The organism is Streptomyces sp. NPDC056527 (genome assembly GCF_042794475.1).
Lineage (GTDB): Bacteria > Actinomycetota > Actinomycetes > Streptomycetales > Streptomycetaceae > Streptomyces.
Window position 1 is genome coordinate 14,718 of the sequence record NZ_JBHTTQ010000018.1, and the last position, 17,777, is coordinate 32,494.

Consider the following 17,777-nt stretch of genomic DNA (forward strand, 5'->3'; position numbering starts at 1 on the left):
GCCAGTACGAGGGGGAGAACCGCGTCGGCCGCAAGGAGGCAGAAGGCGATGCGCGTGGGTACGTTTGTTCTGGCCGCCCAGTTCCCGGGTCAGGGCCAGGGCGAGGCGCTGCACAGGGCGGTGCGGACCGCCGAGGTGGCGGAGGAGGCGGGGCTCGACTCCGTCTGGCTCGCCGAGCACCACTTCGTTCCGTACGGAGTCTGTCCGTCGGCCGTGACCCTGGCGGCGCTGCTGCTGGGCCGCACGCGCCGCCTCCGGGTCGGTACGGCGGTCAGTGTGCTGCCGACCGTCCATCCGGTGGCGCTGGGCGAGCAGGCCGCGCTGCTCCACCTCACCTCCGGGGGCCGCTTCACGCTCGGGGTGGGCAGGGGCGGTCCGTGGGTCGATCTGGAGGTGTTCGGCGCCGGTCTCCCGGCGTACGAGCAGGGCTTCCCGGAATCGCTCGACCTGTTGCTGCGCTGGCTGTCCGAGCCACGGGTCTCGGCCGAGGGAGAACGATTCGCCTTCCGCGAGGTGGCCGTCGTGCCACGCCCCGGCGAGCTCATCGGCGGGGACGCGGCGCCCGAGGTCGTCGTCGCCTGCACCTCCCCCAGGAGCGTCAGGCTTGCCGCCGAGCGCGGGCTGCCGATGCTGCTCGGGATGCACTGCGGCGACGAGGACAAGGCCGAGATGGTGGCCACCTGGGCACGGTGCGCGCGGGAGGCCGGGCACGATCCCGACGAGATCGCGCGGATCGGCGCCGGTCATGTCTCGGCGGGCGTCGCCCAGCTCGCCGACCGCGGGGCGGACGCGGCAGAGGCCCTGGTGAAGGCGATGCCCGGCTGGCTGAAGCAGGGACTCGACGCCCATGTGACGGTGGACGGCCGGCACCGCGCGATGCGGGACCCCGTCGCGTACACGGAGTTGCTGTGCGGGCTGCATCCGGTGGGCACGCCCCGGCGCGCGGCGGACCGGCTCGCGGCGACCTCGGAGCGCACGGGCATCACACGCTTCGCGCTGCTCGCCGAGGGCACGGGCGATCTCGCGGCCACCGAGGAGAACGTACGGCGGCTGGGGGCAGAGGTGCTCCCCCTGCTGGTCTGAGTTCATGGGTGGTTCGGGTGTGATGCCGCCGCTCCGGCACCTCTCGCAGCGTTCGCGTCTCCCGCGATGCGGAGCGGCAGCACCGTGTGTCAGCAGTCGCGAAGTTCCGGCGACTGGTTGAGCAGCTGACCTCGTACGGAGGTGAAGCGGGCGAGCCGCTCGTCCACCGCGGGGTCCAGCGGGAACACCGCAACGCGGTGGCAGTTCTGGAAGGCCAGACGCACCCCGAAGTGCCGCTGCAGTGCACCACGGATCGCATCACTCGCGAGTGCACGCAACAGCTGACCACGTGCCTGCTCGTTCGGCGGCGGCGTCTGGTTGTCGGCGAACTCTCCACCGTCCACCTTCAGCTGAGCCACCAGAGAACTGATCATCTCCCATGCGTAGGGCAGGGAGGTCCGGACGCAGTCGACGAAGTCGGCTTCGTCGACCTCGCCTCGCTCGGCCTGTTCCAACAGCGCCGGTGAGACGTCGAGCGACATGGGTTCTCCTCTCGCGACCCCGACGGGCGGGGTCTTACGGGCAGGGATGAAGGACCGCCCGTACGACACGCTGCGTGCACGGACGGCGACCTCCTGCTTCCACGGTAAGCGCGTCCTTCGGAGCGCACCAGGAGATTGGGAACACAACCGGCCAATAACCGACGGAGGTTGGGCGGGCGTTAAGAGCCGAATCGCGCGGAAGAGCGTGCGTCTTGTAGCGTTGCCGACCATGCGTCTCGTCATCGCCCGTTGTTCCGTGGACTACGCGGGCCGGCTCACCGCCCACCTGCCCTCCGCCCCCCGTCTGATCCTGGTCAAGGCAGACGGCAGCGTCTCCATCCACGCGGACGACCGGGCGTACAAACCCCTCAACTGGATGTCCCCGCCGTGCACCCTGAAGGAGGGTGTCGACGGTGAGGCCGGCATCTGGACCGTGGTGAACAAAGCGGGCGAGAAACTGATCATCACGATGGAGGAGATCCTGCACGACTCCTCGCACGAGCTCGGGGTGGACCCGGGTCTCATCAAGGACGGCGTGGAAGCGCACCTCCAGGAGCTGCTCGCCGACCGCATCGAGACCCTCGGCGAGGGACACACGCTGATCCGTCGCGAGTACCCGACGGCGATCGGCCCGGTGGACATCCTGTGCCGGGACGCCGACGGGGCGACCGTCGCGGTGGAGATCAAGCGGCGCGGCGAGATCGACGGTGTGGAGCAGCTGACCCGCTACCTCGAACTGCTGAACCGCGATCCGCACCTCGCGCCGGTGAAGGGCGTATTCGCGGCCCAGGAGATCAAGCCCCAGGCGCGCGTGCTGGCCACGGACCGGGGCATCGACTGCGTAGTGCTCGACTACGACGCGATGCGGGGCATCGAGGACGACAAGCTGAGGCTCTTCTAGTACGAACGCGTGCCGGACGTACGGCAACGGCCCCGGGTGCGGTGAACGCACCCGGGGCCGTCGTCGTCGTGGGTCAGGCGGGGGTACCGGTCGAGCCGGTGGTGTCGCCCGAGGCCGAGTTGGACGGGCTGCCCTGGCTCTGCGTGGTCGTGGACGGCGGCGTGGGCTCGGTCGTCGGCGGAGTCGTGGGCGGGGTCGTCGGCGGGGTGGTCGGAGGCGTCGTCGGCGGGGTCGTCGACGGCGTCGGCCTGGTCGTCGGGCTGATCGTCGGACGCGGACCGGTCGCCGTCGTCGACGGCGCCCCCGTCGACGGCTTGGCCGGGCTCGTCGAGCCGTCCGGGGACGACGGGGTGCCCGAGGTGCCGGGGACGCCCGGGGTCGTCGCCGAGCCCGAGGGGCCCGGGGAGCTCGGAGCGTCCGCGGGGTCGCCGGTCGAGTCGTCCGTGGGCTCGTCCGCGTCCAGGCCGTCGTCGGCGCCGTCCTCGCTGGCCGTCCGGTCGGAGGTGACGCGGTTGGAGCCGGGGTCCTCGGCGTTGCCGGAGGTGGCCCCGATCGTCACGACCGTGCCGAGCACGGCGGCCAGGAGCGCTCCCGTACCGACCGCGACGAGGTTGCGGCGGGCCCCGGCGATGATGCCGAAGCGGCCGAGCTTCATGCCGCCGGCCTTCGCGCCATCGCCGCTGGGCGTGGCGTCGGAGCGGGTGATCAGCGTCGGGCCCTCGTCGGCGAAGTCCGGGAACGCCGGGATCGGCGCGGTCCTGGGTGCGGCCGACCGGAGGGGGACGATGGGCTTCGGGATGCCGCGAGGCGGGGAGGCGGACTCCTCGTACCGGGCGGCGGGCGGTTCTTCGCCCGCCGGGGTGCGGTCGCCGCCGGGGGGACCTCCGGCGCGGTCGGCGACCAGGGCGAGCGCACGGCGGCCGGCGACGGTACCGCGCTTGTCGGCCAGGACCCCGCGCATCCCGATGGACGCCTCCAGTTCGGCGCGGGCCCGGTCGAGGTTGCCGGAGCAGAGCGCGAGAACGCCCAACTCGTGGTGGAAGTACGCCTCTTCGGCGACCTCACCGGCGATCCGGGCGGCCTCCTGGCCGCTGCGCAGGGCACGCTCCCAGGCGCCCCAGTGGAGTCCGGCGGCGAAGGCCGGCGCTGCGCTGCGGGCGAGCTGCGCGGCGGTGGCGGGGTGCTCGGGGTTCGTGCCGGGCCGGAGCGTGGTCAGGGCGGCGAGCAGCGCGTCGGACTCGGCGACGGCGCGGGCGGGGGTGACGGACGGGTGTCCGGCCCACCAGGCGTAGTGCTGGGCGACGGTGTGCACCCGGGCGGCGGTCTCCTCGTCGGTCCCGCCGTACCCCTGGGCGCGGAGCTGGGTGAGGACCCCGGCCGCGAGGCGGTAGCGGGGACCCACCGGGGTGAGCAGGCCACAGGTCATGAGCTCGCCGAGGGCGGCGTCCGCATGCGTGTCCCCGACGAGGGCGGGGAGGTGGGCCTGGTGCGGCACCTCGCCGCCGAGGGCGACGGCGAACCGCAGGGTCTCCTGGGCGGAGCGGCTGAGCCGGGAGGCGAGCAGGGCGGCGGGGGCCGCGCCCTCGCCGAGGCTGGGCAGGGGTATGTCGCGCAGCTCGATGTCGGTGGGGTCCGCGGGGGCCGTTTCGGTCGGCCCGAACGCGTCGTCCAGGGCGCCGAAGGCGTCGAACTCCGCGGGGGCGTCCTCCTGGGCGCCGAAGGCGTCGAACTCCGCGGGGGTGACCCGGAGCTGGTCGCGCTGCCGGAGCAGGGCGCCGGCCTGCACGAACCGCAGCGGCAGGCCCTCGGACTCGAACCAGAGGTCGCCCGCCCAGTTGGCCTCGTCGTCGGTGAGCGGCCGGTCGACGGCGCTCTCCAGGAGTTCGATGGCGGTGGCCCGGCCGAGGCCGGTGAGGGAGACCTCTTCGATGTGGGCGTCGGGCGAGGGCGCCGGGATGTCGGGGGTGGTCGCGAGCAGGAACGCGCACTCGGGGGCGGCGGTGATCAGCTCGTCGAGGGTGGTGCCGCCGAACTCGAGGTCGTCGACGACGACGACCGCTCCGATGTCGTGGACCAGTTCGAGCAGGGCGGGGCGGTCGGGCCGGTGGTCCGGGGCGTGCTGGACGGTGGCGAAGAGCTCGTACAGCAGCTCGGTGGGGGTCCGGTGGTGGCCGGAGAGCCTGACGACTCCGTCGGGCGCGAGGTCGGCGCACTCCGCGGCGACGGCGTCGAGCAGGACGGTGCGGCCGGAGCCCGCGGGCCCGGTGAGGCGGACGGAGCGGCCGCGGGCGAGGAGCTGGACGAGCCGCTCGTGCTCCTCCTGTCTCTCCAGGATCGGCAGCCGCGGGGCGGCGGGGCCCGGCGGTACGGGCGGGGCGACCGCGCGGGCGGCCTCGATGCGCTCCTGGGCGGTGCGACGGCGGGGCGGTGCGGGCTGCTCGCCGGGCGGGCATGCCTCGATCTCGCTGCCGTCGACGGGGTTGACGGTGAGCAGCAGTTCACCCGAGACGACCCGGGCGGTGCGGACCCGGGCGGGCGCGGACGGGCCGCGCTCGGGCAGGAGGCCGCCGCGGGTGTCGCGGGCTTCGTCGCCCTCGTGGTCGTAGCCGTACTCTTCCGGCTCCCGGTTCAACGGGTCCATGGTTCAAGCCCCCCAAAAGCGGTGCGTGCGGAAGCCCCTCCGGCCGATCTGCAGGCTCGCTGTCGCTTCTGGTCCGGTGCCCGCCGGGTGGGTCCGTCAATGGGCAGGCGACCGAACCCTAGACGTTCTTCGAGTATCCGGGAACAGGCGGGGTGCCACCCCGCCCAAGACGTCACGGTCCGCTAAGGATTCGCCCGGGACGCCGGTTTCTCACAGCAGCTTCACAGTCGGTACGGCGTCGATTCATGCCGCGGTCCGCCTCGCCCCACAGCCGGGGGCGAGGATCAGACGCGGGGCAGGGACTCCGCCGCGAGCCCGCCTTCGATGGCGAGGATCCGGTGCAGCCGGGTCGCCACGAGCAGGCGCTGCATCTGCGGGGGGACCCCGCGCAGCACCAGCCGGCGGCCGCAGCGGCCGGCCCTGCGATGTGCGCCCATGATGACCCCGAGCCCGGTGGCGTCCCAGGAGTCGAGGCCGGTCAGGTCGAGCACCAGGTCGCCGACTCCGTCGTCGACGGCCGAGTGCAGGACCGTACGGGCGTCCGCCGCGCTGCGCACGTCGAGGCGGCCCCCGACGACCAGCTCGACGTGGTCGCCCCTGATGTGCATATGCGCTCCCCGGGAGTGCTCCGTCTTTGCATCAACTGACTGCCGTCGGCGCAGAAGCGTTGCGCCTTGTAAGCGAACTGATACCGAATTCACCCTTTCGAGTGCAGGCCCAAACGGCCGTCGGAACTCAGTGCTTGTAGAACCCCTGCCCGCTCTTGCGGCCGATGTCACCCGCGTCCACCATCCGGCGCATCAGCTCCGGCGGTGCGAACTTCTCGTCCTGGGTCTCGGTGTAGATGTTGCTGGTGGCGTTCACCAGGATGTCGATGCCGGTCAGATCGGCGGTGGCGAGCGGTCCCATGGCGTGACCGAAGCCCAGCTTGCAGGCGATGTCGATGTCCTCGGCGGTGGCGACGCCCGACTCCTGGAGCTTCGCGGCCTCGACGACCAGGGCCGAGATGAGGCGGGTGGTGACGAAGCCGGCGACGTCGCGGTTGACCACGATGCAGGTCTTGCCGACGGACTCGGCGAACTCCCGCGCGGCGGCGAGGGTGGCGTCGCTGGTCTTGTAGCCGCGGACGAGCTCGCAGAGCTGCATCATCGGGACCGGCGAGAAGAAGTGGGCGCCGACGACGGCCTCGGGGCGCTCCGTCACCGCGGCGATCTTGGTGATCGGGATGGCGGAGGTGTTGGAGGCGAGAACGGCCCCGTCCTTGACGGTCTTGTCGAGGGCGCGGAAGATCTCGTGCTTCACCTCCAGCTTCTCGAAGACGGCCTCGACGACGATGTCGGCGTCGGCGACCGCGTCGAGTTCGGTGGTGGCGGTGATGCGGCCGAGGGCGGCCTCGGCGTCGGCGGCGTCGAGCTTGCCCTTCGCGACGAAGCGGTCGTACGACGCCTTGATGCCGTCGGTGCCACGGGTCAGCGCGGCGTCGGTGACGTCACGCAGAACGACGTCCCACCCCGCCTGGGCCGAGACCTGCGCGATTCCGGACCCCATGAGTCCGGCTCCGATGACGGCGAGCTTCCTGGCCACGGTCTTCCACCCCTTAACACCTGTTCACTTCTCTGACTCTCCGGCGGAGATTAGCGGGAGTGAGGCCGCATGTGACCGCGAAGTAATGCGCGTCACGCCCGGTTTGACGGACGTCACACTCACGACAGGCCCCGACCGGGTGACCGGACGGGCCCTAGGCGCGTACCGCGTAGGTCAGGACTCGCTCGCTCAGCAGCTCCTCGATCTCGTCGAGGAGGACGAGGGTCTCGCGGGAGACGGTGGTGGCCTTGCGGCCGGCGGTCATCTCGCGGGTGATGTAGCCGACGGCGGTGTTCTCGATCCAGGCGATCTGTCCGCCGACGAGCAGCGGCAGCGGGTCGTCGGCGGCCGCGCCGGTCTCCTCTCGCAGGGTGGCGACGACCGCGTCGTGGACCTCCTGCTGGAGGTAGAAGAGCCGGGCCTTGAGCGTGGGGGCGTGCTCGATGACGTTCATGAAGGCGTCGAAGCCGTCCATGAGTCCGTACGCGGGTGAGACGGCGCCGATCTGCCCGCGCATCTCGCGCAGCACTGCGTCGGCGGCGGACTCCCCCCGGTCGCGGCCCCGGATCATCCGCGAGAGGCGGAGGGTGACGCCTTCCATCCGGTCGAGGAAGAGGTCCTCCTTGGCCGGGAAGTAGTTGTAGACGGTGTTGACGGACACGTCCGCGGCCTCGGCGACGTCCGCGACGGTCACGGTCACGAAGCCGTGTTCCAGGAAGAGTCCGGTCGCGATGTCGGAGATCCGCTGCTTCGTCTCGCGCTTCTTGCGCTCCCTGAGCCCCTCAGCCATGCCCCCATCCTAGGGCTGCTGAAAACTTGGTGGCATTGCAAAATTTCAGTGACTCTGTTTTTGTGGTCACCATGCCAATCATCAGTACGGCCGGGCTCGCCCGGACCTTCGAGACGAAACGCGGCCCCGTGGAAGCCGTGCGCGGGATCGACCTGACGGTGCGGCCGGGCGAGATCCTCGGCCTCCTCGGACCCAACGGCGCCGGCAAGACCACGACCCTGCGGATGCTCACCACGCTGCTCCCGCCCACCGGCGGCGCGGCCACGGTCGCGGGCCACGACCTGCTCACCGACCCCGCTGCCGTACGGCAGCGGATCGGGTACGTCGCCCAGGCCGGCGGGGTCGACCCGCAGGAGACCGTGCGCTCCGAACTCGTCACCCAGGGACGGCTCTACCGGCTCTCCAGGGCCGACGCGACGGCCCGCGCCGAGGAACTGGCCGGCGAGCTCGGCCTCACCGAACTCCTCGACCGCTCCACCGCTGCGCTCTCCGGCGGCCAGCGACGCCGTCTCGATCTCGCGATGGGCCTCACCCACCGGCCCGACGTGCTCTTCCTCGACGAGCCGACGACCGGTCTCGACCCGGGCAGCAGGGCCGACCTGTGGGCGCTGGTGCGCCGACTGCGCGACGACTTCGGCACGACCGTCGTCCTCACCACCCACTACCTCGACGAGGCCGACGCCCTCGCGGACCGACTGGTGATCGTGGACAAGGGCGTCGTCGTCGCCGAGGGCAGCCCGGCCGCGCTCAAGGCCCGGCACTGTGTCGCCACCCTCCAGGACGCCTTCCTCGCCATCACCGGGCGCGGCCCGGCCCCCGCCGACCTCGCCCCCGTCGCCGTCTAGGACTCGCCTTGCTCCTCCACGACACCTCGCTGATCTTCGGGCGCTACGCCCGCCAGACCCTGCGCTCCAAGTTCCAGATGCTGTTCGGCGTCCTGATGCCGCTGCTGTACCTGCTCTTCTTCGGGCCGCTGCTCGCCGACCTTCCGCTCGGCCGCGAGGGCGACTCCTGGCAGATCCTCGTCCCCGGCCTGCTGCTCCAACTCGGGCTCTTCGGAGCCTCGTTCGCCGGCTTCTCGCTCATCATGGAGAAGAACTGGGGCGTGGTGGAGCGGATGCGCGTCACCCCGGTCAGCCGGCTCGCGCTGCTCCTCGGCCGGGTCCTGCGCGACGCCTCGCTCTTCGTGTTCCAGGCCGTGCTGCTGGTGCTCGCCGCGCTGGCGATGGGGCTGCGGGCCCCGCTCACCGGCATCCTGATCGGTTTCGTCTTCGTCGCCCTGCTGACCTTCGCGTTGGCGTCGCTCTCGTACGCGCTGGCGATGAAGGTCCGTACGCCGCAGGAGTTCGGCCCGACGATCAACGCGCTCTCGCTGCCCGCGATGCTGCTGTCCGGGCTGATGCTGCCGATGGCGCTCGCCCCCGGCTGGCTGGACGTGCTCTCGCACTTCATGCCGTTCCGCTATCTGGTGGACGCGGTACGGGACGCGTACGTCGGGCGGTACGCGACGGCGACCATGCTGTACGGCGTTCTGGTGGCGGTCGCGCTCACGGCGCTCGCCGTGACGGTCGGCACACGGACGTTCCGGAGAGCCGGAGCGTAACTACGCTGGGGTCATGGTCAATCTGACGCGCATCTACACCCGTACCGGCGACCAGGGCACCACCGCGCTGGGCGACATGAGCCGGACCGCCAAGACCGATCTGCGGATCTCGGCGTACGCCGACGCCAACGAGGCCAACGCCGTACTCGGCACGGCCATCGCCCTCGGGCAGCTCGACGAGGAGGTCGTGAAGGTCCTCGTCCGCGTCCAGAACGACCTGTTCGACGTGGGCGCGGACCTCTCCACCCCGGTGGTCCAGGACCCGAAGTACCCGCCGCTGCGGGTCGAGCAGTCGTACATCGACAAGCTGGAGGCGGACTGCGACGGCTTCCTGGAGGAGCTGGAGAAGCTGCGCTCCTTCATCCTGCCGGGCGGCACGCCCGGTGCGGCACTGCTGCACCAGGCGTGCACGGTGGTCCGGCGCGCGGAGCGTTCCACCTGGGCGGCCCTGGAGGTCCACGGCGAGACGATGAACCCGCTGACCGCCACGTACCTCAACCGCCTCTCAGACCTGCTCTTCATCCTTGCGCGAGTCGCGAACAAGGAGGTCGGGGACGTGCTCTGGGTCCCGGGCGGGGACCGCTGACTCCGGGTCGCCGGCCGGGGCCTTCTTCGGCCAGATCGCGTAGCTGAGCGCGATCAGACCGTGGATCCCGGCCGCCCGCCAGGCGACGAAGATCCAGCTCCGCAGCGAGTCGGTGTTCCCGTCGTCGCCGACGTACCAGATCGCGAGCAGCAGCAGTCCGGACGCGACGGCCGCCGCCGTCACCGAGCCCAGCCAGACCTTGCCCTCGTGGCGGGCACGGGCCATCCCGTAGGGCGGCGGCTTCACGGGCGGCGGTCCGCCGCCGAGGCGGTGGGCGGCGTGACCGTCGAGCCACTTCACGGTGCGGTGGCCGTGCCCGACGGTGTAGCCGATGTACACCGCCGCGAGTCCGTGCCGCCAGCTCGGCTCCGCCCCGTTCTTGAGGTCGATCGCGGTGACGACGAGCAGCAGGACTTCCAGGAGCGGCTCGCACAGCAGCAGGGCGAGACCCGTCCGGGGCATCTTCAGCAGATAGCGGGTGGCGAGACCCGCGGCCAGCAGGACCCAGAATCCCACTTCGCAGATCACGATCAGCATGACGATCACGGCGGTACTCCCCTTTCGGTTCCCCTCCAGCGTCCCGTCGCATTCCGCCCGGATCGTCGTCGCCGATGACGAAGTGCGGCTACATCCTTCGACGGAGGCACGGATCGGCCCCGGCGGCGAGGCCCGGAGTCCACCCGCCGTGTTGGATGGGAACGTGACCTTCCCCCGACCGCACCGCGACGACCTGCTCATCGCCGCCGGCGGCCTCGCCATCGGCCTGCTGATGTGGTCGTTCGGGCTGCACACCCAGACCGACCGGATGATCACCGCGCGGTGGGCGACGCTGATCCCGCTCGTGGTGATGGCCTCGATGGAGGCCCTGCGGCGCACGATGCCCCAGACCGCCCTGACCGTCGGCACGATCGCTCTGGTGGCGGACCAGTTCACCTACGGCAGCCTCGTGACCGCGTTGATGTTCACGGACCTGGTCTACTCGGCCGTGGTCTACGGCACGTCCGGGGCCGCCCGGCGCATCCCGTACACGACCGGACTGATCACGATCGGTGTGACGATCGGCTTCCTCGTCTGGTGGCAGAACGCGGTCGCCCTGGTCGTCGGCCTGATCACCGGCATGGTGTCCTTCCTGCCCGCGGTCACCGGCGCCGTCGTACGCAATCACCGCCAGGCCGCCGACGCCGCCCGTCTGCGCGCGGAGCAGACCGCGCTGCTCGCCGAGATGGACCGCAGCCAGGCCGTCGTGGCCGAGCGCGCGCGGATGGCGCGGGAGCTGCACGACATGGTCGCCAACCATCTCTCCGCGATCGCGATCCACTCCACGGCCGCGCTGTCGCTCGACGATCCGGCGACCACCCGGCAGGCGCTGACCGTGATCCGGGAGAACAGCGTGGAGGGGCTCGCGGAGATGCGGCGGCTGATCGGGCTGCTGCGGGACAGCAGCGGGGACGCGGCACCGGCGGCGGCGCCCACCCTGGACGGGCTGGACGCGCTGGTGGCCCAGGCGGCGACGAACGGGGAGTCGAGCGGACTGACGTTCGTCCTCGACGACAGCCGGTCGCGCGACGCCGTGGCGCTGCCGGCTCCGGTCGAGCTCGCCGCGTACCGGATCGTGCAGGAGTCGCTGACCAACGCCCTCAAGCACGCGGCCCCCGGCGAGGTAAGGGTGGAGCTGGGCCGCTGCCGTGACGGTGGCCTCACGGTCGGCGTGACCAGTGTGCTCGGCGGGCAGCCCGGGCCGCGCGCCCCTGGATCCGGCGCGGGCCTGGTGGGGATGCGGGAACGCGTGGCACTGCTCGACGGGCAGTTCGAGTCCGGTCCGGTGACGGCGGACGACGGGCGGAAAGAATGGCGGGTACGGGCGGTCCTGCCCGTCGGTACGAGCGACAGGGAGCCGCCGGCATGGTACGGGTGATCGTGGCCGAGGATCAGAGCGCGGTCAGGGCGGGACTCGTCCTGATCCTGGGCAGCGCACCGGACATCGAGGTGGTCGGGGAGGCCGCCGACGGCGAACGGGCGGTGGAACTGGCCCGCGAACTCCGCCCGGACCTGGTCCTGATGGATGTGCAGATGCCGCGGATGGACGGGGTGACGGCGACCCGGCTCGTGGTCTCCGAGGGCCTGGCCGATGTGCTGGTCCTGACCACCTTCGACCTCGACGAGTACGTCTTCGGGGCGCTGCGGGCCGGTGCGGCGGGGTTCCTGCTGAAGAACACCGACGCGAAGGACCTGATCGAGGCGGTACGGACGGTGGGGCGCGGGGAAGGCATGATCGCCCCGGCCGTGACCCGGCGGCTGATCGCCGAGTTCGCGGCGCCCCGCACGCCGGTGCGTGCGCCCGGTGCGCCGGATCCTTCCGTACTGGACGCGCTGACACCGCGGGAGCGGGAGGTGCTCTCCGCGCTGGGCAAGGGTCTGTCGAACGCCGAGATCGCGGTACGCCTGGACATGGCGGAGGCCACGGTGAAGACCCACGTCAGCAAGGTGCTGGGGAAGCTGAAGCTGCGCAGCAGGGTCCAAGCGGCAGTGCTGGCACAGGAGTTGGGGGTCTGAAGGACCGGACTCCGACGTTGGTCTGGACCTCTTGACGGTTGGTCCAGACCTTTCTACGCTCGCGGGGCGCGCGCACATTCACGGACCACCCCCAGCTTGTCCGTCCGCAACTTGAGGAGCACCGTTGAGCACTCAAGCACCGACGCGCAGAACAGGGTTCAGACACCGGGCCGCCGCCGGTCTGACCGCCCTGATCCTGCCCCTGGCCGCCATGGTCGGCCTCGCAGCACCCGCCGAGGCCGCCACGGCGGCCACCGCCACGTACACCAAGGTCTCCGACTGGGGCTCCGGCTTCGAGGGCAAGTGGACGGTGAAGAACACCGGCACCACCACGCTCTCCTCCTGGACAGTCGAGTGGGACTACCCCGCCGGCACCGCCGTCACCTCCGCCTGGGACGCGACCGTCACCAGCTCCGGCACCCACTGGACCGCCAAGAACGTCGGCTGGAACGGCACCCTCGCCCCCGGCGCCACCGTCTCCTTCGGCTTCAACGGCTCCGGCTCCGGCGCGCCCAGCGGCTGCAAGATCAACGGCGCCTCGTGCGACGGAGGCACCCAGCCCGGCGACAACGCGCCCTCCGCGCCCGGCACTCCCGTCGCCTCCGACATCACCAACACCTCGGTCAAGCTGACCTGGACCGCGGCCACGGACGACAAGGGCATCAAGAACTACGACGTCAAGCGCGACGGCACCACGGTCGCGACGGTCACCGGACTGACCTACACCAACACCGGGCTGACCGCCGGCACCGACTACACCTACACGGTCGTCGCCCGCGACACCATCGACCAGACCGGCCCGGCGAGCGGCACCGCGAGCGTCCGGACCACGGGCGGCGGGGGCAACCCCAACCCCGGCTCCACCGTGAAGCTCGGCTACTTCACCAACTGGGGCGTCTACGGCCGGAACTACCACGTCAAGAACATCGCGACCTCCGGCTCCGCGTCCAAGATCACGCACATCAACTACGCCTTCGGCAACGTGACCGGCGGCAAGTGCACGATCGGTGACGCCTACGCGGACTACGACAAGGCCTACACCGCCGACCAGTCCGTCGACGGCGTCGCCGACACCTGGGACCAGCCGCTGCGCGGCAACTTCAACCAGCTGCGCAAGCTGAAGAAGGCGTACCCGAACATCAAGGTGCTGTGGTCCTTCGGCGGCTGGACCTGGTCCGGCGGCTTCGGCCAGGCCGTGCAGAACCCGACCGCCTTCGCGCAGTCCTGCTACGACCTGGTGGAGGACCCGCGCTGGGCCGACGTCTTCGACGGCATCGACCTGGACTGGGAGTACCCGAACGCCTGCGGTCTCTCCTGCGACACCAGCGGCCCGGCCTCCTTCAAGAACATGATGCAGGCCATGCGTGCCAAGTTCGGCGGCAACGCCCTGGTCACGGCGGCCGTGACGGCCGACGCCTCCTCCGGCGGCAAGATCGACGCGGCCGACTACGCGGGCGCGGCGCAGTACATGAACTGGTTCAACGTGATGACGTACGACTTCTTCGGCGCCTGGGCGGCGCAGGGCCCGACGGCCCCGCACTCCCCGCTCACCTCCTACGCCGGCATCCCGCAGGCGGGCTTCAACTCCGCCGAGGCGATCGCCAAGTTCAAGGCGAAGGGCGTCCCGGCCAACAAGCTGCTGCTCGGCATCGGCTTCTACGGCCGCGGCTGGACCGGCGTCAGCCAGTCCGCACCGGGCGGCAGCGCGACCGGCCCGGCGGCCGGCACGTACGAGCAGGGCATCGAGGACTACAAGGTCCTGAAGAACTCCTGCCCGGCCAACGGCACGGTGGCCGGTACGGCGTACGCGCACTGCGGCAGCAACTGGTGGAGCTACGACACCCCGGCCACGGTCACGTCCAAGATGAGCTGGGCGAAGAACCAGGGCCTGGGAGGCGCGTTCTTCTGGGAGTTCAGCGGTGACACGGGCAACGGCGAGCTGGTCGGAGCCATCAACAGCGGGCTGAACTAGCCCCACGGAGAACGCGGCGGGGACGGTGCAGCACACCGTCCCCGCCGTCGTACTTCCACTGTCAGGCCACATTCACCCTCCCCCAGACTTCGTCCGGGGGGACCCCCATCCAGGGGTGAGGCCGATCAGGCCACGTTCACCCTCTGGCCAGGAGGCGCCGCTTCCAGCCATGCGAGGAAGCCGGTGAGAGCGTCCTCGCTCATCGCCAGCTCCAGGCGGGTCCCCCGGTGCATACAGCCCTGGATCACGGCGTCGGAGAGCAGCGCCAGCTCCTCCTCGCCCTCGGGCATCCGGCGCTCCAGGACCTCGATCGCCGAGCGCTCGAGGACACGGCGCGGGCGCGGCGCGTAGGAGAAGACGCGGAACCAGGAGACCTGGTCACCGCTGTAGCGGGCGACGCCGTACACCCAGCCCTTGCCGGAGATGTCCGGCTCCTCGGGGACGTTCCAGCGAAGGGAACAGTCGAAGGTGCCGCCGGCACGCTGGATCAGGCGGCGGCGCAAGCCGAAGACGAAGAGCCCGATCACCACCAGTGCGACGACCAGGCCGCTCAGGAGCAGAGCGAGGAACATCTTCACCGACCTCCTCGCTGCGTCCCGTGACCGGCTTCGCCGGCGTAACCGAATACAACCTGCATATGCATCGCCTCAGCCGCGACACGGTCTGGAGAATTCCAGCCGTGCCGCGGCTGAGGGCACAACTCTCGGCGCGGTCCGCTAGCGGACCGCTACCGCACGCAACCGGACGTCGGCGCGACGCTCGGCGGCGGCGTCCGACTCCGACTTGGCGCGCTCCAGCGCACGCTCGGCGCGCTGGGCGTCGATCTCGTCCGCCAGCTCGACGATCTCCGCGAGCAGAGACAGCTTGTCGTCGGCGAACGAGATGAATCCACCGTGCACAGCGGCGACGACGGTGTCGCCCTCGCTGGTACGGATGGTCACCGGGCCCGACTCCAGCACACCGAGCAGCGGCTGGTGGCCGGGCATGACGCCGATGTCGCCGGAGGTGGTACGTGCGATGACCAAGGTGGCCTCGCCGGACCAGACACTCCGGTCCGCGGCGACCAGCTCGACGTGCAGCTCAGCAGCCAAGGGTGGCTCCTCGGGTCACCACCCGGCGGTCGTGCCGGGTGTTGGGGTCAATTCTAATGGGCGTGACGAGGGGGGCAGGACACACCCGCCCCCCTCGCGAGAGCACGGGGCTCAGGAGACGCCAAGCTCCTTGGCGTTCTTCTTGAGGTCCTCGAGGCCACCACACATGAAGAAGGCCTGCTCGGGGAAGTGGTCGTACTCACCGTCGCAGATCGCGTTGAACGCGGCGATCGACTCGTCGAGCGGAACGTCCGAACCGTCCACACCGGTGAACTGCTTCGCCGCGTGGGTGTTCTGGGACAGGAAGCGCTCGACACGGCGGGCGCGGTGGACAACGAGCTTGTCCTCCTCGCTCAGCTCGTCGATACCGAGGATCGCGATGATGTCCTGGAGGTCCTTGTACTTCTGCAGGATTCCCTTGACGCGCGTGGCGGCGTCGTAGTGGTCCTGCGCGATGTAGCGCGGGTCCAGGATCCGGGACGTGGAGTCCAGCGGGTCCACGGCCGGGTAGATGCCCTTCTCGGAGATCGGACGGGAGAGAACCGTCGTCGCGTCGAGGTGGGCGAAGGTGGTGGCCGGAGCCGGGTCGGTCAGGTCGTCCGCGGGGACGTAGATCGCCTGCATCGAGGTGATCGAGTGACCACGGGTCGAGGTGATGCGCTCCTGGAGGAGACCCATCTCGTCGGCCAGGTTCGGCTGGTAACCCACGGCGGAGGGCATACGGCCGAGCAGGGTCGAGACCTCGGAGCCGGCCTGCGTGAAGCGGAAGATGTTGTCGATGAAGAACAGCACGTCCTGCTTCTGCACATCGCGGAAGTACTCCGCCATGGTCAGACCGGCGAGGGCCACGCGCAGACGGGTGCCCGGGGGCTCGTCCATCTGGCCGAAGACCAGCGCGGTCTTGTCCAGAACGCCGGCCTCCTCCATCTCCACCATGAGGTCGTTGCCCTCACGGGTGCGCTCGCCGACGCCCGCGAAGACCGACACACCGTCGTGCAGCTTGGCCACACGGACGATCATTTCCTGGATCAGAACGGTCTTGCCGACACCGGCGCCACCGAACAGACCGATCTTTCCACCCTTGACGTACGGGGTGAGAAGGTCGACGACCTTCAGGCCGGTCTCGAACATCTCGGTCTTGGACTCGAGCTGGTCGAAGGCCGGGGCCTTGCGGTGGATCGTCCAGCGCGGCGCGTCGGCCACGGTGGACTCGTCCGCGTTCAGCACCTGACCCAGCGTGTTGAACACGCGGCCCTTGGTGACGTCACCGACGGGAACGGTGATGCCCGTGCCGGTGTCGGTCACCGCCGCCTGGCGGACCAGACCGTCGGTGGGCTGCATCGAGATGGTGCGGACGACGCCGTCACCGAGGTGCTGGGCGACCTCGAGGGTCAGCGTCTTGGTCGCGCCCTCCTCGGCCGGGTCCGGAACCTCGACGTTCAGCGCGTTGTAGATCTCCGGCATCGCGTCGACGGGGAACTCCACGTCGACGACCGGGCCGATGACCCGGGCGACGCGGCCCGTGGCGGCGGCCGTCTCAACAGTGGTCGTCATTACTTGTCACTCCCCGCGGTCGCGTCGGCCAGGGCTGCGGTGCCACCGACGATCTCGCTGATTTCCTGGGTGATTTCGGCCTGGCGGGCCGCGTTGGCAAGTCGGGAGAGGTTGTTGATCAAGTCTCCCGCGTTGTCGGTCGCCGACTTCATCGCACGGCGCGTGGCGGCGTGCTTGGAGGCAGCCGACTGAAGCAGCGCGTTGTAGATCCGGCTCTCGACGTAGCGCGGCAGAAGGGCGTCGAGGACGTCCTCCGCCGACGGCTCGAAGTCGTACAGCGGACGGAGCGTGTCCTGCTCGCCCGCCTCCTTCGCCACCTCGTCGAGGCTGAGGGGCAGCAGCCGGGCCTCGACCGCCGTCTGCGTCATCATCGAGACGAACTCGGTGTAGACGATGTGGAGCTCGTCCACTCCGCCCTCGGCCGTGTCCTTCTCGATCGCCTCGATCAGCGGAGCCGCGATCTTCTTGGCGTCCGCGTACTCCGGCTGGTCCGTGAAACCGGTCCACGAGTCGGCCAGCTTGCGCTCACGGAAGTTGTAGTGCGCGATGCCACGACGGCCGACGACGTAGATGTCGACCTCGCGTCCCTCGCTCTCCAGCTTCCTCGTCAGCGCTTCCGCCGCCTTGATGGCGTTGGAGTTGAAGGCGCCGGCCAGACCGCGGTCGCTCGAGAGGAGCAGGACTGCGGCACGGGTCGGGTTCTCCGTCTCCGTGGTCAGCGGGTGCTTGTCGTTCGCACCCGTGGCCACCGCGGTGACCGCGCGGGTCAGCTCGGTGGCGTACGGGGTCGACGCCTGCACCTTGCGCTGCGCCTTGACGACACGCGAGGCGGCGATCATCTCCATCGCCTTGGTGATCTTCTTCGTCGCGGTGACGGATTTGATGCGACGCTTGTAGACCCGGAGCTGCGCTCCCATGAGTCAGGTCCCTTCCGTCG

The 17,777-nt window shown here is 70.5% G+C and carries 18 protein-coding genes; 8 read left to right on the plus strand and 10 right to left on the minus strand.

From position 1 onward, the window contains the following. The first annotated feature begins 48 nt into the window (after positions 1 to 48). Positions 49 to 1,083 carry an LLM class flavin-dependent oxidoreductase gene (locus ACFQ7Q_RS12595; protein WP_383553178.1) on the plus strand — a complete coding sequence of 345 codons (1,035 nt, stop codon included), beginning with the start codon at positions 49 to 51 and terminating at the stop codon, positions 1,081 to 1,083. Between the two features lie 89 nt (positions 1,084 to 1,172). On the opposite strand, the gene ACFQ7Q_RS12600 is transcribed toward ACFQ7Q_RS12595, so the two are convergent. Beyond that, complete coding sequence (locus tag ACFQ7Q_RS12600; RefSeq protein ID WP_017236120.1) at positions 1,173 to 1,565, minus strand: SCO5389 family protein; 393 nt, start codon at positions 1,563 to 1,565, stop codon at positions 1,173 to 1,175. A 229-nt stretch (positions 1,566 to 1,794) separates the two neighbouring features. Here ACFQ7Q_RS12600 and nucS point away from each other — a divergent pair, with 229 nt between their 5' ends. After that, positions 1,795 to 2,466 (plus strand): endonuclease NucS, encoded by a 672-nt coding sequence (nucS, locus tag ACFQ7Q_RS12605; RefSeq protein WP_329115828.1) that lies wholly within the window; start codon positions 1,795 to 1,797, stop codon positions 2,464 to 2,466. Positions 2,467 to 2,539: 73 nt separating this feature from the next. On the opposite strand, the gene ACFQ7Q_RS12610 is transcribed toward nucS, so the two are convergent. The 4 genes from ACFQ7Q_RS12610 to ACFQ7Q_RS12625 all read right to left on the minus strand — a co-directional run bounded on the left by ACFQ7Q_RS12610 (position 2,540) and on the right by ACFQ7Q_RS12625 (position 7,481). Beyond that, positions 2,540 to 5,107 (minus strand): ATP-binding protein, encoded by a 2,568-nt coding sequence (locus ACFQ7Q_RS12610; protein ID WP_383553181.1) that lies wholly within the window; start codon positions 5,105 to 5,107, stop codon positions 2,540 to 2,542. A 284-nt stretch (positions 5,108 to 5,391) separates the two neighbouring features. Further along, on the minus strand, positions 5,392 to 5,715 hold the full coding sequence (locus tag ACFQ7Q_RS12615; RefSeq protein ID WP_024761898.1) for an STAS domain-containing protein: 324 nt from the start codon (positions 5,713 to 5,715) through the stop codon (positions 5,392 to 5,394). Positions 5,716 to 5,842: 127 nt separating this feature from the next. After that, positions 5,843 to 6,691 (minus strand): 3-hydroxyacyl-CoA dehydrogenase family protein, encoded by an 849-nt coding sequence (locus ACFQ7Q_RS12620; RefSeq protein WP_383553184.1) that lies wholly within the window; start codon positions 6,689 to 6,691, stop codon positions 5,843 to 5,845. Positions 6,692 to 6,845: 154 nt separating this feature from the next. Next, a complete protein-coding gene (locus ACFQ7Q_RS12625) occupies positions 6,846 to 7,481 on the minus strand; it encodes a TetR/AcrR family transcriptional regulator (RefSeq protein WP_383553187.1) in 636 nt (211 codons plus the stop codon). Between the two features lie 71 nt (positions 7,482 to 7,552). On the opposite strand from ACFQ7Q_RS12625, the gene ACFQ7Q_RS12630 reads away from it, so the two are divergent. From ACFQ7Q_RS12630 to ACFQ7Q_RS12640, 3 genes are read left to right on the plus strand one after another with little or no spacing between them, the layout of a single operon-like run. Further along, positions 7,553 to 8,326: an ABC transporter ATP-binding protein gene (locus ACFQ7Q_RS12630; RefSeq protein ID WP_383553189.1), complete on the plus strand. Its 774-nt coding sequence runs from the start codon at positions 7,553 to 7,555 to the stop codon at positions 8,324 to 8,326. An 8-nt stretch (positions 8,327 to 8,334) separates the two neighbouring features. Continuing rightward, entirely contained in the window at positions 8,335 to 9,084 is a 750-nt protein-coding gene (locus ACFQ7Q_RS12635; protein ID WP_383553192.1) for an ABC transporter permease, read from the plus strand. A gap of 13 nt (positions 9,085 to 9,097) precedes the next feature. Continuing rightward, complete coding sequence (locus tag ACFQ7Q_RS12640) at positions 9,098 to 9,670, plus strand: cob(I)yrinic acid a,c-diamide adenosyltransferase (RefSeq protein WP_383553195.1); 573 nt, start codon at positions 9,098 to 9,100, stop codon at positions 9,668 to 9,670. Here the strand turns inward: ACFQ7Q_RS12640 and ACFQ7Q_RS12645 are convergent. After that, positions 9,590 to 10,216 (minus strand): hypothetical protein, encoded by a 627-nt coding sequence (locus ACFQ7Q_RS12645; protein WP_383553198.1) that lies wholly within the window; start codon positions 10,214 to 10,216, stop codon positions 9,590 to 9,592. The genes ACFQ7Q_RS12640 and ACFQ7Q_RS12645 overlap by 81 nt on opposite strands. A 154-nt stretch (positions 10,217 to 10,370) precedes the next feature. Here ACFQ7Q_RS12645 and ACFQ7Q_RS12650 point away from each other — a divergent pair, with 154 nt between their 5' ends. The 3 genes from ACFQ7Q_RS12650 (at position 10,371) to ACFQ7Q_RS12660 (ending at position 14,195) form a co-directional block, all read left to right on the plus strand. Further along, on the plus strand, positions 10,371 to 11,585 hold the full coding sequence (locus tag ACFQ7Q_RS12650; RefSeq protein WP_383553200.1) for a sensor histidine kinase: 1,215 nt from the start codon (positions 10,371 to 10,373) through the stop codon (positions 11,583 to 11,585). Continuing rightward, on the plus strand, positions 11,573 to 12,223 hold the full coding sequence (locus ACFQ7Q_RS12655; protein ID WP_383553202.1) for a response regulator: 651 nt from the start codon (positions 11,573 to 11,575) through the stop codon (positions 12,221 to 12,223). The genes ACFQ7Q_RS12650 and ACFQ7Q_RS12655 overlap by 13 nt, the downstream gene beginning before the upstream one ends. Before the next feature lie 124 nt (positions 12,224 to 12,347). Next, positions 12,348 to 14,195: a glycosyl hydrolase family 18 protein gene (locus ACFQ7Q_RS12660; RefSeq protein WP_383553205.1), complete on the plus strand. Its 1,848-nt coding sequence runs from the start codon at positions 12,348 to 12,350 to the stop codon at positions 14,193 to 14,195. 125 nt (positions 14,196 to 14,320) lie between these two features. Here ACFQ7Q_RS12660 and ACFQ7Q_RS12665 read toward each other — a convergent pair whose 3' ends face one another. The 4 genes from ACFQ7Q_RS12665 to ACFQ7Q_RS12680 form a co-directional block, all read right to left on the minus strand. Next, on the minus strand, positions 14,321 to 14,767 hold the full coding sequence (locus ACFQ7Q_RS12665; protein ID WP_383553208.1) for a DUF2550 domain-containing protein: 447 nt from the start codon (positions 14,765 to 14,767) through the stop codon (positions 14,321 to 14,323). A 144-nt stretch (positions 14,768 to 14,911) separates the two neighbouring features. Beyond that, the gene (locus ACFQ7Q_RS12670) at positions 14,912 to 15,286 is read right to left on the minus strand and encodes a F0F1 ATP synthase subunit epsilon (protein WP_383553211.1); all 375 of its coding nucleotides are present in this window, start codon (positions 15,284 to 15,286) and stop codon (positions 14,912 to 14,914) included. 111 nt (positions 15,287 to 15,397) lie between these two features. After that, positions 15,398 to 16,840: a F0F1 ATP synthase subunit beta gene (atpD, locus tag ACFQ7Q_RS12675; RefSeq protein ID WP_383553214.1), complete on the minus strand. Its 1,443-nt coding sequence runs from the start codon at positions 16,838 to 16,840 to the stop codon at positions 15,398 to 15,400. Then, positions 16,840 to 17,757 carry a F0F1 ATP synthase subunit gamma gene (locus ACFQ7Q_RS12680; RefSeq protein ID WP_383553217.1) on the minus strand — a complete coding sequence of 306 codons (918 nt, stop codon included), beginning with the start codon at positions 17,755 to 17,757 and terminating at the stop codon, positions 16,840 to 16,842. Before ACFQ7Q_RS12680 ends, atpD begins: the two co-directional genes overlap by 1 nt. Positions 17,758 to 17,777: the final 20 nt, after the last annotated feature.